This is a genomic window from Lederbergia graminis (genome assembly GCF_042655485.1).
In the GTDB taxonomy this organism is placed as follows: domain Bacteria; phylum Bacillota; class Bacilli; order Bacillales; family Bacillaceae_C; genus Lederbergia; species Lederbergia graminis.
This window is the reverse complement of the sequence record NZ_JBHSMC010000001.1, coordinates 559,062-574,603: the sequence shown is the minus strand read 5'-3', so window position 1 is coordinate 574,603 and position 15,542 is coordinate 559,062. Positions and strand designations below refer to the sequence as shown.

Here is a 15,542-nt window from a genome sequence, read left to right as displayed (position 1 = left end):
AGAAGGTGAAGAATCTTGATGTTGACGGGTATGCACATAGCTGTTATCGGTGGGGATGCTAGACAGTTAGAAATAATAAAAAAGTTAACTGAACTAGATGCGAAACTGTATTTAATTGGTTTTGAACAGCTAGCACAACCATTTTCAGGCGCATATAAAGAAAAAATAGAGGATGTAGATTTTTCGCAATTGGATTGTATTATTTTACCTGTACCGGGTACAAATCTTGAAGGAGAAGTTGATACTATCTTCTCTAGTGACAAAGTTGTTTTAACGGAAGAAATCTTAAATAAGACACCCTCGTACTGCACTATATATTCAGGAATTAGTAATTCATATTTAGATGAAATCGTAAATCAATCAAAACGAAAGTTAGTTCAATTATTTCAGCGAGATGATGTTGCTATTTATAATTCGATTCCAACTGTAGAAGGAACCATTATGATGGCAATTCAAAATACAGACATCACGATTCACCAATCTAAAGTAGCAATTCTAGGATTTGGACGTACTGGGATGAGTGTTGCAAGAACATTTTCCCTATTAGGAGCAAAAGTTAAAGTAGGTGCTAGATCAAGCGCGCATTTAGCAAGAATTACTGAAATGGCATTAACACCTTTCCATTTAGAAAACTTAAAAGATGAAGTTTCAGATTTGGATATCTGTATTAACACAATACCACATCTAGTATTAAATGCTGGTGTTCTAGCAAAAATGCCACCAAATACTTTAATAATTGATTTGGCTTCCAAGCCAGGCGGAACAGATTTTCGCTATGCAGAAAAACGGGGAATTAAAGCACTTCTTGCACCTGGATTGCCAGGTATCGTAGCTCCAAAAACAGCTGGGCAGATATTAGCAAATGTATTGGCACAGCTTATAGCAGAAGATTATGAGAATCGGAAGGGGAATAAATCATGAGTTTAGCAGGAAAAAGAATTGGTTTTGGTATGACAGGGTCACATTGTACGTATGATGCTGTGTTGCCTCAAATAGAAAAGTTAGTCCAACAGGGTGCCGAAGTAGTACCCGTAGTGACATATACATTAAAAACAACAGACACTAAATTTGGCGATGCTGAGGATTGGATTGAAAAAATAGAAACTGCTGCAGGTAGAAAAGTAATAGCTTCCATTGTCGATGCTGAGCCTCTTGGGCCTAAAGAACCATTAGATTGTATGGTTATTGCCCCATTAACAGGGAACTCTATGAGTAAGTTTGCAAATGCATTAACAGATAGTCCTGTTTTAATGGCTGCTAAGGCTACGTTGAGAAACCGTCGACCAGTTGTATTAGGAATTTCAACAAATGATGCATTAGGTTTAAATGGAGTAAATTTAATGAGATTGATGGCAACGAAAAATATTTATTTTATACCATATGGGCAAGATGATCCTATAAAAAAACCAAATTCAATGGTTGCACATATGGACTTATTATCAGATGCTGTATTAGCTGCAATTAATGGATACCAGCTTCAGCCAGTTATCCGTGAATATAAGGATGAATAAACAACAAAATATGATGCTATTATGTTGAAATCAGGTAGTGAATATATTCTCTACCTGATTCTATTAGAAAAATATAAATATGTATAAATATTAAGTAAATTGTGGTATTATTCAATAGAAATTTTGAAAATAATTTCGATAGCTAATGTAAATGTGGTAATATATAAATTAATGATTTTAATATTTTGCATCAAGAATCTAGTGTATGTGGAGTGGAAGGGGAATATTTATGTCCGAGTTACAAGGCTATCATGTAGCAGTAATGGGTGCAACAGGAGCAGTAGGCCAACAAATCATAAAAAAGTTGGAAGAAAGAAACTTTCCAATTCATAAATTGACTTTACTTTCTTCTGCCCGTTCTGCAGGCAAACAGATTACATTTAAAGGTGAAAACATAACAGTTGAAGAAGCAAAGCCGGATTCCTTTAATGGCGTAGATATTGCACTCTTTAGTGCTGGTGGAAGTATATCGGAAATATTCGCTCCTGAAGCAGTGAAACGTGGAGCGATTGTAATAGATAATACTAGTGCGTTTAGAATGCAGGCGGATGTACCACTTGTTGTTCCTGAAGTAAACGAAGATGCACTTCATAATCATAATGGTATTATTGCAAATCCAAACTGCTCTACGATACAAATGGTTGCAGCATTAAAACCTATTAAAGAAGCTTTCGGGCTAAATAAAGTTGTAGTATCCACATATCAAGCTGTTTCTGGTGCTGGTGCTGCAGCAATTAACGAATTACATGAGCAAACAGAAGCTATTATTAGTAAAAAGGATTTTACTCCTGAAATTTTACCTGTAGGTAGTGCAGAAAAACATTATCAAATTGCATTCAATGCAATCCCACAAATTGATAAATTTACCGATAATGGTTTTACTTTTGAAGAAATGAAAATGATTAATGAAACGAAAAAGATTCTTGGAATGTCAGATTTGAAAGTTGCAGCAACTTGTGTCAGACTACCAGTTGTAACAGGACATTCTGAGTCCGTTTATATAGAAACGGAACAGGCAAATGTGCAAGTGGATGATATAAAGAAAGTTTTAGCAAAAGCTCCTGGAGTGACATTACAAGATGATCCTTCCAATCAGGTTTACCCTATGCCAGCAATGGCGGTTGGGAAAGATGATGTATTCGTAGGGAGAATACGGAAGGATTTAGATGAAGCAACAGGGTTTCATTTTTGGGTTGTTTCAGACAACTTACTGAAAGGTGCTGCGCTGAATACGATTCAAATTGCAGAGAGTTTAATCAAATTAGGATTAGTAACAAATAAGTAATTGTAGTTTTGTATTGCAGATGAGGTGAAAGCATGAAAGTAATCGTTCAAAAATTTGGAGGTACTTCTGTCCAGGATCAAGAGACAAGGCAATATGCAATTGGACATATTAAGAAAGCTATTGAAGAAGGATACAAAGTTGTAGTTGTAGTTTCTGCAATGGGTAGAAGTGGAGCTCCATATGCAACAGATACGTTAATTTCTTTAATTGGTGGGCAATCAACATTATTATCCAAACGAGAACAGGATGTCCTTCTATCATGTGGTGAGACTATTTCAAGTGTAGTTTTCACACAAGAGTTGCTAGAAAATGATGTTCATGCGGCAGCCTTAACTGGGGCACAAGCAGGATTTATAACAAATGACGATCATACAAATGCAAAGATATTGAAAATGGACTGTACTAGATTGTTACAGGAGTTAGAGTATCATGATGTAGTTGTAGTTGCTGGTTTTCAAGGTATTACGAAAATTGGTGATATAACTACTCTAGGACGAGGCGGAAGTGACACTTCAGCTGCAGCATTAGGTGCTGCATTAAATGCTGAATGGATTGATATTTTTACAGATGTTGATGGAATGATGACTGCGGATCCTAGAATAGTGGAAAATGCTAGATCTTTAACAGTAGTAACCTATAATGAAGTTTCAAATATGGCTTATCAAGGGGCAAAAGTAATACATCCACGAGCAGTCGAGATCGCAATGCAAGCGAAAATCCCAATTAGAATTAAGTCAACGTATTCTGATTCAGCCGGAACATTAGTAACATCCATGTCAAAGTTAGATCAAGTTGCAGATGTTAGTGAACGAATTGTAACAGGTATTGCTTATGTTCCAAATGTGTCACAAATAAAAGTGTCTGCTAGTGAAGGTCAATATAATATTCAATCAGATGTATTTAAGGCAATGGCTAATGAAAATATTAGTGTAGATTTTATAAATATTTCACCTAATGGTGTCGTATATACAGTGCCTGATGAAGCAATTGATAAAGCAACGACCATTCTGGAAGCTGCAGGTTATCAGCCAATAGTGGAGAGAAATTGTTCAAAAGTTTCTGTTGTAGGTGCTGGGATAAGTGGGGTTCCAGGAGTAACAGCTAAAATCGTTACAGCACTATCTGAAAAGGATATTAGAATTCTCCAATCAGCTGATAGTCATACTACAATTTGGGTATTAGTTGAAGGTGAAAGATTAGTTGACGCAGTGAATGCCCTGCATGATGTATTTGACCTGCAGAATGAAAAGATGGAAGATGAACGCTAAGGTTGAGGTGGTAAAGGATGATTCATTTCGGACGTTTGTCCACTGCAATGGTTACACCATTTGACAGTAAAGGTAATATTGATTTTCCAAAAACAACAAAGCTAGTTAATCACTTAATTAAAAATGGTTCAGATTCACTTGTAGTTGCAGGAACTACAGGTGAGTCACCTGTTCTATCATCTGAAGAAAAGGTAGCATTATATCGCCATGTTGTAAAAGTGAACGAAAATAGAGTTCCAATTATTGCAGGAACCGGTAGTAATAATACGTACGCATCCATTGAATTGACAAAAAAAGCAGAAGATGCCGGTGTAGATGCAATCATGTTAGTTGCACCATATTATAATAATCCTAATCAAAAAGGTCTATATGAGCACTTTCATGCTATCGCAAAATCTACTAAACTACCAATTATGATTTATAATATTCCTGGTCGATCTGTAATAAATATAAATCCTGAAACAATGATTGAATTATCGAAAATTGACAATGTTGTAGCAGCAAAAGAAGCTAGTGGTGATTTAAACGCTATGTCCAAAATTATTGAAGAAACAGATGAAAACTTCTTAGTTTATAGCGGGGATGATTCCTTAACATTGCCAACACTTTCTATCGGTGGAACAGGAATAGTATCTGTTGCTAGTCATATTATTGGTAAACAAATGCAAGAGATGATTCATAGTTTCATAGAAGGAAAGACAGAGAGTGCCGCTGCTCAGCATCGTAAGCTGTTGCCAATTATGCAAGGCTTATTTACGGCACCAAATCCAGTTCCAGTAAAAACAGCATTACAGTTGACAGGATTTGATGTAGGCTCTGTTCGTCTACCTTTAGTTCCATTAACTGAACAAGAAAGATCTAACTTAGCCTCTTTACTTGAATTAATAAGATAAAAATTTATTGCAAATAAAAGGAGCTAGTTCCACATATGGGATTAGCTTCTTTTTAATTATTTTTGAATAATAAATTGTACACACATTTGAACTTCAAGTATAATGAGACTAACTGATGAAGATCGGAAACAATTGATAGGAGGATATAGGTTTGTCAAAAATAAAAAATGAAATAATAAAAGTTATTCCCTTGGGAGGGGTAGGGGAATTAGGAAATAATATGTACGTCATCGAAGTGGATACGGAATTATTTATTATCGATGCTGGACTAATGTTTCCTGAAAATGAGATGTTAGGTATTGATATGGTAATACCGGACATTTCCTGGTTAGAGAGCCAGAAAGATCGTATAAAAGCGATCTTTTTAACCCACGGGCATGAAGATGCAATCGGTGCATTACCATTTGTCCTACGTAAAATAAATGTTCCAGTATATGGATCTAAATTAACCGTTGCTTTAGCAAAAGAAAAATTAAAAGAGCAAACGCATAAAGTGGATGCTGTTTTTCACACAGTTAAGGCGAATTCAAGGCTTAAATTCAATACTATACAAGTAAGTTTCTTTCATACTACCCATAGTATTCCAGACTCATTAGGTGTATGTATACATACTTCTGAAGGTTGTATCGTTCATACAGGTGATTTTAAATTTGACCAGGCAGCAACTGGTTTGTATCGATCTGATATCGGTAAAATGGCAAACATTGGAGAATCTGGTGTGCTTTGCCTTTTATCAGATAGTACCGGAGCGGAACATCAAGGTCATGCTACATCCGAATCTCTAATTGCACGTGATATTACTAATGCATTTCATATGGCAACAGGGAGAATTATAGTCGCATGTCCTGCTTCCAATTTTATAAGAATCCAGCAATCATTAGATGCAGCATTTGAATCAGGGAGAAAAGTAGCGGTCGTTGGAAAAAGTATTGAACAGAGTATCCATCTTGCACTTAAATTAGGATTCTTAGAAGTGAATGATAAGGATTTTATCATTCCAATTCAAGATATTGAAAAATACGAAAAGAATGAAATCGTCATTATGTCTACAGGCCATATGGGTGAACCGATTGAAGCTTTACAAAAAATGGCTAAAAATAATCACAAATATGTAAATATATCGAAGGGTGATACGGTATTAATTACTGCGACTCCTTCTGCAGCTTTAGAAATTAGTCTAGCAAAGACAATGGACATGCTTTATCGCGCTGGAGCAACTGTATTTAATTCGAACAAACGCAAAGGCAATGTTTCTGAGCATGCCGGTCAAGAAGATTTAAAGTTAATGCTTAACTTAATGAAACCAAAATATCTCGTACCTATTCAAGGTGAATATAGAATGTTATTTGCACATGCGAAAGTAGCGCAAGAAGTAGGTATGAAAAAAGATCAAATTTTTATTCTAGGAAAAGGCGAAGTGATAGAATATAAAAATGGAGAGATGTTTTCATCTAACAAGGTTCCTGCAGGCAACATATTAATTGATGGAATCGGTGTTGGGGATGTAGGAAATATCGTTCTCCGTGATCGCAAACTTTTATCTCAAGATGGTATCTTTACTGTTGTTGTTACAATAAATAAGCGCTTAAAGAAAATAGTTTCAGGGCCTGAGATTATTTCAAGAGGTTTTGTATATGTACGTGAATCAGAACAATTATTAGACGAAGCCGCTAAAATTGTTCGTACCATTGCAGAAGAAGCTATATCAGGCGATGGGTTTGATTGGTCGAGTTTTAAACAAGATATAAGAGATCAATTGAATCAATATTTATATGAAAAAACAAAGAGAAGACCAATGATTTTGCCAATTATTATGGAAGTATAATAAAGAGGATGAGACAAAACGAATTGTACAGATGCAAATCAGGACAATTTTTAGTGTAAATATCACAGGAGTCTCGTGTTTTTCCTCCGCTAGTAATTTTTAATTCGTATAATGAAAACCGAACTATCACAAGGTTGATTAAAAGATAGTTCGGTTTTTTTATTTCATCTGTATTCCATTGTTCCTCTCTTTTATTATTTTTGATTAAACTTAAATTTTGGATGAATTTAAGTCACGTGTCCATACTATATGTATGAAATAGTATTTATGAAGGAGGACACTATGGATCAAGAAAAGATGTCCAAAACTGAGGTTGAGGATGATAAGAATAAAGGTAACGATGCAAAGCAAGGAATACTTGATAAGATATCACAACTCGGACAAACTAATGTGCCACAGCTTTCACAAGATACAAATATCCATTGCTTGACTATTATTGGACAAATAGAAGGTCATATGCAATTGCCACCTCAAAATAAAACAACTAAATATGAACACATCATTCCACAGTTAGTAGCGATTGAGCAAAATCCGAAAATAGAAGGACTATTAGTTGTATTAAATACTGTTGGAGGAGATGTGGAAGCAGGTTTAGCTATTTCAGAAATGATATCAACATTATCTAAACCTACTGTGTCCATAGTATTAGGTGGCGGTCATTCGATAGGAGTACCAATTGCTGTTTCATGTTCTTATTCATTTATTGCTGAAACTGCTACGATGACGATACATCCTATTCGATTGACTGGTTTAGTAATTGGTGTACCTCAATCATTTGAATACATGGACAAGATGCAAGAGCGCGTAGTAAATTTTGTAACGAAGAATTCTAATATTTCAGAGGAAGTATTTAAAGATTTAATGTTTGCAAAAGGAAATTTAACAAGGGATATTGGGACAAACGTAATCGGTCCTGATGCTGTTAAATATGGGTTAATAGATGAAGTGGGTGGAATTGGGATGGCAATAAAAAAATTAAATGAACTTATTGCAGCTGGAAAAAATCATTCTCCTGAAGAAGGTGGGCTTATCCAATGATAATACATTCCATTGTTCCTCCTGAGTTGATTTTTCCTAATCAAGAAGAACAATTTTCTAATCAAATACCATTAGTAAGAAATGGTGTTCCTATGATAGTGGAACAATCTGGGGATATGTACAAAGTCGTTCGGATAATGAGTAGTAATCCGTGTGATTATTTGCGTGATGATATTTGCCCCGGTGCGTATATTAGCTTAAATGAATAAAAAATTATAGCCTTCTAAACCTCTTCATTAATAAATTTTGTTAAGGAGAGGTTTTTTGTATTTCTTTCACATGGCCATATAGGGAAATCAGGTTATGTGCTATAATATATTAGATATATTGATTTGAATAATGAATATAAGGTCAAGTGATAAGGTGATTATATGGTGAAAAAGAAGCGGAGATCGCGTTCAGCTAATAAATTGAATACAATTTTAAAATATGAAATTTCTGGAATTATTCTAGTAGCTTTATGCTTAATTATTATAGTAAATGTAAACGGCGATAAGCTATTTCCATTGAACTACCCATTTTATTTTCTATTAGGAGAATGGCATATTGTAGGTCCATTATTTGGTATCGGATTGGGTGGTTATTTGATTGTAAAACGGCAAATGCCACGTTTTTCAAATCCTCGCTTAATCGGCTTTTATATTATTGTTTCATGTTTCTTATTACTGACTCATATGAAGCTGTTTGATTTGAAAATGGAAATGAACAATATTAAAGGTACAAGTATTCTTGCAAATACATACACAGATTTTACCCGCATTGTAAGTGGACAAACTTCTACTAATGATTTTGGTGGAGGTATGATCGGTGCTGTTTTTACTTCGGCTACATATCTTATATTTGGATCATTAGGTACAAAAATCTTAAGCTTCTTTCTAATGATTGTTGGGGTAATTCTCGTAACTGGTAAATCATTAGGTGAAGTATTAGGGAAAATCGGAAAGAAACTTGGAGAATTTATTAAGAACCAATGGGAAGCCTTCCTTATTGATATGAAAGAGTGGAATGAGGAGCGGAAGGAAAAGAAAAAAGAGAAGAACACATTAACTGCTAAAAAACAAAAAAATGAGGAAACTTTACTACCATTACAAGTGCCGGATGTAGATGAAGAAGATATAGTCTCTGAACCAATTATATCCAGTTTTACAGAAAAGGCATTTCCTGAAGAAGAGGAAAGAACAGAAGAAGTAACGGATATATCTGACAATGAAGAGGAAGAAGTAGTACCGCCAATGGCTTTTACGGAGCATGAGAATAAGGATTATGAACTTCCACCTATTTCTTTACTTACTAGACCGAAGGCAACCGATCAAAGTAGTGAGTATAAATTAATTCACGAAAATGCAGCTAAACTTGAAAGAACATTCCATAGTTTTGGAGTAAAGGCAAAAGTAACACAAGTGCATTTAGGTCCAGCAGTAACTAAATATGAAGTTCATCCAGAGGCGGGCGTAAAGGTAAGTAGAATTGTAAGCCTAAGTGACGATATAGCACTTGCTCTTGCTGCAAAAGGGATAAGAATAGAAGCGCCTATTCCAGGAAAATCCGCCATTGGTATTGAAGTGCCGAATTCAGAGGTAGCAATGGTATCTTTGCGTGAGGTGTTAGATTCGAAAGAAAATGATAGACCTGAAGCAAAACTGCAAATTGGTCTAGGAAGAGATATTACGGGACAAGCAGTAGTAGCAGAATTGAATAAAATGCCTCACTTATTGGTTGCTGGTGCTACAGGAAGTGGAAAGAGTGTTTGTATAAATGGCATAATTACAAGTATATTAATGCGAGCAAAACCGCATGAAGTAAAAATGATGATGATTGATCCTAAGATGGTAGAACTTAATGTGTATAATGGGATTCCTCATTTATTGGCTCCTGTAGTAACTGATCCGAAAAAAGCATCACAGGCGTTAATGAAAGTAGTTAATGAGATGGAAAGAAGATACGAGCTATTTTCCCATACTGGAACGAGGAATATTACAGGATATAATGAATTTATCGCGAGACAAAATGCTGAATCTGAGGAAGTCCAACCATTATTACCATATATAGTTGTTATTGTTGATGAATTAGCAGATTTAATGATGGTTGCATCTAATGACGTCGAGGATTCAATTACTAGATTAGCACAAATGGCACGTGCAGCTGGAATTCATTTGATAATTGCAACACAAAGGCCTTCGGTGGATGTTATTACAGGCGTAATAAAGGCTAATATTCCCTCTAGAATTGCCTTTGCTGTTTCATCCGCTACAGATTCACGAACTATTCTAGATACAGGTGGAGCTGAAAAGCTTTTGGGTCGTGGTGATATGTTATTTCTTCCAGTAGGGGCCTCAAAGCCTGTTAGAGTTCAAGGTGCTTTCCTATCTGATCAAGAGGTAGAGGAAGTAGTAGAGTTTGTAATTGGGCAACAAAAAGCTCAATATGAAGAAAATATGATTCCGGACGATATACCTGAAGTTTCAACTGAGGTAGAGGATGAATTATATGAAGATGCGGTTCAGTTAGTAGCAGAAATGCAAACAGCATCTGTGTCCATGCTACAACGACGTTTTCGGGTTGGTTATACGAGAGCAGCACGCTTAATTGATGAAATGGAAGCTAGAGGAATCGTTGGGCCGTATGAAGGTAGTAAACCACGAACAGTACTAATTCCAAAACCTGCTGATGAACATTCGTCATAAACAAAGTAAAATGAAAGCTATTTGAAGAGTTGATATATGACTCTTCAAATAGCTTTTTTTATTTTAATACTACATTACCTATTACATTAAAAAACAAAATTGTAATAGTATCTTTCATAATCAGGAATGATAAGAGGAGTATATAAACGAATTGCTTTTTACAGAAAGGTGATTCGTTGTTCTAAAACATATATTTATGCATAGGAGGATAACTCATGAAGAAAAAACGTATAAGTATCATACTATTATTGATTTTGTTAGTTGGAACAATACTTGGTGCTTGTGGAACAGGTGATAATGACGGCAACTCTGGTGATAATAATGATGGGAATTATACTGTAGCAATGGTTACAGATGAAGGTGGAGTAGATGATAAATCTTTTAACCAATCAGCTTGGGAAGGTTTAGTTGCTTTTGGAGAAGAACATAACCTTGAAAAAGGATTAAATGGATACCACTATTATCAATCAAGCAATGAGGCTGATTTTTCAACTAATCTAAACTCTGCTGTACGAGATAAGTTTAATATCGTATTTGGAGTTGGATTTAAGTTAAAGAGTGCAGTGGAGAGAATAGCAAATCAACGCAAGGATAATCACTTCGTAATCGTCGACGATGTGATTGAAGGATATGATAATGTTGCCAGTCTTACATTTAAGGAACATGAGGGATCTTTCCTTGTTGGTGTCATTGCTGGGCTAAAGACTAAATCGAATAAAGTAGGATTTGTTGGTGGAGATGACAGTGAATTAATCAATAAATTTTATGCTGGATTTGAAGCGGGTGTAAAACATGTCAATCCAGATGCTCAAGTTCAAAAACAATTTGCTGGTACTTTCACAGATTCATCAAAAGGTGCCGCAATTGCTGCAGCACAGTATAGTTCAGGTGTAGATATCATTTATCATGCAGCAGGTGGGGCTGGCTTAGGAGTATTTACTGAGGCGAAGAACTTAAAACAAAATGATCCTGATAGAGAAATCTGGGTAATTGGTGTGGACAGAGACCAACACGAGGAAGGTAATGTTCAAATTGGAGATAAAACAGAAAATATTACGTTAACTTCCATGGTCAAGCGAGTAGATGTAGCAGTTCAAGATATAGCTAATTTAGGTAAAAACGGTGATTTTCCAGGCGGTGAAATTTTAGAATACGGTCTTGAAGAAAATGGCATTAAGATATCTGATTCACAAGAACATTTAAATGAAGAAATTCTTAATAAAGTCAAAGAAGTAGAAGAAAAAATAAAAAATGGTGAAATTGAAGTTCCATCCAAACCTTAATCATGGATATTTCGTCATGCTTCTATACAAAAGAGTCCGGCTTAAGTCCTTTAAGTCAGACCCTTTTGTATATATTTAATGTCTAATATTTATCCGACAATAAGCATCACGCTTTCAGTTAGGAGATAGTTTTATGGATTATGTAATTGAAATGCTAAATATTCGTAAGGAATTCCCAGGTATAGTAGCAAATGATAATATCACTCTACAGTTAAAACGAGGAGAAATCCACGCATTATTGGGTGAAAATGGAGCTGGGAAATCTACTTTAATGAACGTCCTTTTTGGTTTATATCAACCAGAGCAAGGTGAGATTAGAGTAAATGGAAAAAAGGTACATATCACAAGTCCTACGATTGCAAATGAACTTGGGATTGGTATGGTGCATCAACATTTTATGTTAGTAGAACCATTTACTGTAACCGAAAATATTATCCTTGGTGAAGAACCAAAGAAAGGCTTAGCGATTGATAGAAAGACTGCAGAACAAGAAGTAAGAGAAATATCAGAAAAATATAGTTTATCCGTCGATCCTGCTGCAAAAATTGCCGATATTTCAGTTGGAATGCAACAGAGAGTAGAAATTCTTAAAACCTTATATAGAGGTGCTGAAATATTAATATTTGATGAGCCGACTGCAGTGCTCACTCCACAAGAAATTAAAGAGCTAAGTTTTATAATGAAAGCTCTTATAAAAGAAGGAAAATCGATTATATTAATCACTCATAAATTAAAGGAAATAATGGAAATTTGTGATCGAGTAACGGTTATTAGAAAAGGTGTCGGAATCGGAACTTTAGAAGTAGAAAATACCAATACGAAAGAACTTGCTAATTTAATGGTAGGAAGAGAAGTTGTATTTACGACGGAAAAAACAGAAGCCAATCCTACTCATGATGTGTTAGAAGTTAGTGATTTGGTTGTAAAGGATAGTAGAGGGGTAGAAATTGTCGACAACTTGAATTTAACTGTACGCGCTGGTGAAATAGTTGGTATTGCAGGTGTAGATGGAAATGGACAGACAGAATTAATTGAAGCAATTACAGGGTTAAGAAAAATAAGTAAAGGAAGTATCAAATTAAATGGAAAGGACATAAAAAATCTAAGTCCAAGAAAAATTACAGAAACAGGGCTGGGTCATATTCCACAGGACCGACATAAACATGGTTTAGTTTTAGACTTTCCAATAGGTGAAAATATTGTATTGCAATCTTACTATCGACCACCGTTTTCAAGGTCAGGAATATTAAATTTTAAGGAGATTTATAAGAAAGCAAAACAGTTAATTACAGAATATGACGTACGTACCCCTAGTGAATATACGTTAGCTCGATCATTATCTGGTGGTAACCAACAGAAAGCAATTATTGGTAGGGAAGTGGATCGTGATCCAGATCTACTGATTGCTGCTCAACCTACTAGAGGTCTCGATGTTGGTGCTATAGAGTTTATCCATCAAAAAATAATTGATCAACGAGATAAAGGTAAGGCAGTCTTGCTCGTTTCATTTGAATTGGATGAAATCTTAAATTTAAGTGATAAAATTGCAGTTATTTTTGAAGGAAAAATAATTGCTATTGTTAATGCTAAAGAGACTACAGAACAAGAGCTAGGCTTATTAATGGCTGGCTTAAAGAAAGAAAAAACGGAGGACGATATTCATGTCTAATCGATTATCAAACTTTCTAATACCAGCGATTGCGGTTATTCTTGGTCTTTTAGCAGGTGCAATAGTTATGTTAATAAGTGGCTATAATCCAATAGCTGGTTATGGTGCTTTAATAGAGGGAGCGGTCGGTGATTCTTATTACTTAGGTGAGACTCTAAGACAGATGACTCCTTATATATTTGCAGGTCTCGCCGTGGCTTTTGCCTTTCGTACAGGCCTATTTAATATTGGAGTTGAAGGACAACTGTTAGTCGGATGGATTGCTGCTGTTTGGGTGGGGATTTCCTTCGAACTACCTAAAATAATCCACCTACCATTGGCAATTATCGCAGCAGGTATTGCAGGAGCAATCTGGGGATTTGTTCCTGGATTTTTAAAGGCGAGATTACGTGTACATGAAGTAATTGTCACAATTATGATGAATTATATTGCTTTACATGTCACAAATTACTTCACTAGGCATGTACTATCTGATCATCGAGATTCTACCCCACGAGTGAATGAAACAGCATCATTAGCATCTCCCTATTTTGAGCAAATCACAGAGTATTCCACATTGCATTATGGTGTTTTTATAGCACTATTTTCTGCATTGGTTATGTGGTTTATTGTTGAAAAGACAAAGACTGGTTTTGAATTAAGATCAGTTGGCTTAAACCAGCATGCCTCTGAATACGCAGGGATGAATGTTAACCGAAATATTATTGCTTCGATGATGATATCTGGTGCTTTTGCAGGTCTTGCTGGAGCAATGGAAGGGTTAGGGACTTTTGGAAATGCCTTTATACATACTGCATTTTCCGGAGTGGGTTTTGATGGAATTGCAGTTGCATTACTAGGTAGTAATACAGCTATTGGGGTTGTATTATCAGCTTTTTTATTTGGTGGCTTAAAAGTAGGTGCATTAAAAATGCCAATTGCCAATGTTCCAGAAGAGTTAGTTGAAATTGTCATTGCTTTCATTATTTTCTTTGTGGCATCTAGCTATTTTATTAAGTGGGTAATTGCTCGCTTCAAAAGGAGCGTGAAATAAGTGGAAATTACTACATTACTATCTCTTATTATCTCCTCCACCATTATGGCTGCAGCTCCACTAATTTTAACCGCACTTGGAGGTGTTTTCTCAGAAAGGGCAGGAGTAGTAAATATCGGACTAGAAGGATTAATGGTTATTGGAGCGTTTAGTGCGGTTGTCTTTAATTTAAGTACTTTCCATATTTTCGGAGAGGCTACTAGCTGGATTGCAATTTTATTCGCTATGTTTATTGGAGCAATTTTTTCATTATTACATGCAGTAGCTTCTATTACATTTCGAGCGGATCAAGTTGTTAGTGGTGTTGCCATTAATTTCTTAGCATTAGGCCTTTCTCTCTTCTTGGTGAAGAATATGTATGGAAAAGGTCAAACAGATATGATCTTAGCGAATATAAGAAAAATCAATATTCCTTTTTTAAGTGAAATTCCCTTTATCGGTGAGATATTTTTCAGAAATGTATCATATGTTGCATATACAACGATTATTGTTTCCGTCATAGCTTGGTACGTACTATTTAAAACACCTTTTGGTTTACGAATCCGTTCTGTAGGGGAACATCCATTGGCAGCAGATACAATGGGAATTAATGTAATAAAACTACGATATATTGGTGTTATTATTTCAGGAATTTTAGGTGGCGCAGGTGGTGCAGTTTACTCACAATCCATTACCCTTAATTTTAGTAATACAACTATTACTGGGCAAGGGTTCATGGCACTTGCAGCAATGATATTTGGGAAGTGGCATCCATTAGGGGCAATGGGGGCTGCAATATTTTTTGGATTTGCCCAAAGTTTAAGTATTATCGGTTCGCGAATCCCGATATTAGAAAATGTTCCATCTGTATACCTACTCATTGCTCCATACGTCTTAACTATCTTAGCACTAGCTGGATTTATTGGTCGTGCTGATGCACCAAAGGCATCAGGAACACCATACATCAAAGGAAAAAGATAATTCGGTCTGGAATACGACCGAATTATTTGGATATTTATAGAATAAATAGATTAGATAGACCTATGATAGGCAATGAGTATTACATAATATTGT

At 35.5% G+C, this 15,542-nt stretch carries 13 protein-coding genes; all 13 read left to right on the top strand.

Annotation, left to right across the window (positions count from 1 at the left end):
* Window positions 1–18: 18 nt before the first annotated feature.
* The 13 genes from dpaA (at window position 19) to ACFPM4_RS02920 (ending at window position 15,449) form a co-directional block, all read left to right on the top strand.
* Window positions 19–921, top strand: a complete 903-nt coding sequence (gene dpaA / locus ACFPM4_RS02980; protein WP_382347529.1) for a dipicolinic acid synthetase subunit A — start codon at window positions 19–21, stop codon at window positions 919–921.
* On the top strand, window positions 918–1,511 hold the full coding sequence (gene dpaB / locus ACFPM4_RS02975) for a dipicolinate synthase subunit B (protein WP_144920022.1): 594 nt from the start codon (window positions 918–920) through the stop codon (window positions 1,509–1,511). The genes dpaA and dpaB overlap by 4 nt, the downstream gene beginning before the upstream one ends.
* Window positions 1,512–1,740: 229 nt before the next feature.
* A complete protein-coding gene (gene asd / locus ACFPM4_RS02970) occupies window positions 1,741–2,796 on the top strand; it encodes an aspartate-semialdehyde dehydrogenase (protein WP_382347525.1) in 1,056 nt (351 codons plus the stop codon).
* A 32-nt stretch (window positions 2,797–2,828) separates the two neighbouring features.
* Window positions 2,829–4,064, top strand: coding sequence for an aspartate kinase (gene dapG / locus ACFPM4_RS02965; RefSeq protein WP_144920018.1), 1,236 nt, complete (start codon window positions 2,829–2,831; stop codon window positions 4,062–4,064).
* A 17-nt stretch (window positions 4,065–4,081) separates the two neighbouring features.
* Window positions 4,082–4,957, top strand: a complete 876-nt coding sequence (gene dapA / locus ACFPM4_RS02960) for a 4-hydroxy-tetrahydrodipicolinate synthase (RefSeq protein ID WP_144920016.1) — start codon at window positions 4,082–4,084, stop codon at window positions 4,955–4,957.
* 151 nt (window positions 4,958–5,108) lie between these two features.
* Window positions 5,109–6,782, top strand: coding sequence for a ribonuclease J (locus ACFPM4_RS02955; protein ID WP_382347520.1), 1,674 nt, complete (start codon window positions 5,109–5,111; stop codon window positions 6,780–6,782).
* Between the two features lie 297 nt (window positions 6,783–7,079).
* Window positions 7,080–7,820, top strand: coding sequence for a ClpP family protease (locus ACFPM4_RS02950; protein WP_382348154.1), 741 nt, complete (start codon window positions 7,080–7,082; stop codon window positions 7,818–7,820).
* Entirely contained in the window at window positions 7,817–8,029 is a 213-nt protein-coding gene (locus ACFPM4_RS02945) for a YlzJ-like family protein (RefSeq protein WP_382347516.1), read from the top strand. Before ACFPM4_RS02950 ends, ACFPM4_RS02945 begins: the two co-directional genes overlap by 4 nt.
* A 162-nt stretch (window positions 8,030–8,191) precedes the next feature.
* Window positions 8,192–10,504, top strand: coding sequence for an FtsK/SpoIIIE family DNA translocase (locus ACFPM4_RS02940; RefSeq protein ID WP_382347513.1), 2,313 nt, complete (start codon window positions 8,192–8,194; stop codon window positions 10,502–10,504).
* A gap of 215 nt (window positions 10,505–10,719) precedes the next feature.
* Complete coding sequence (locus ACFPM4_RS02935; protein ID WP_144920006.1) at window positions 10,720–11,787, top strand: BMP family lipoprotein; 1,068 nt, start codon at window positions 10,720–10,722, stop codon at window positions 11,785–11,787.
* 133 nt (window positions 11,788–11,920) lie between these two features.
* Window positions 11,921–13,456: an ABC transporter ATP-binding protein gene (locus ACFPM4_RS02930; RefSeq protein ID WP_144920004.1), complete on the top strand. Its 1,536-nt coding sequence runs from the start codon at window positions 11,921–11,923 to the stop codon at window positions 13,454–13,456.
* Window positions 13,449–14,489, top strand: coding sequence for an ABC transporter permease (locus ACFPM4_RS02925; protein WP_144920001.1), 1,041 nt, complete (start codon window positions 13,449–13,451; stop codon window positions 14,487–14,489). Before ACFPM4_RS02930 ends, ACFPM4_RS02925 begins: the two co-directional genes overlap by 8 nt.
* On the top strand, window positions 14,490–15,449 hold the full coding sequence (locus ACFPM4_RS02920) for an ABC transporter permease (RefSeq protein ID WP_382347508.1): 960 nt from the start codon (window positions 14,490–14,492) through the stop codon (window positions 15,447–15,449).
* The last annotated feature ends 93 nt before the right edge of the window (window positions 15,450–15,542 follow it).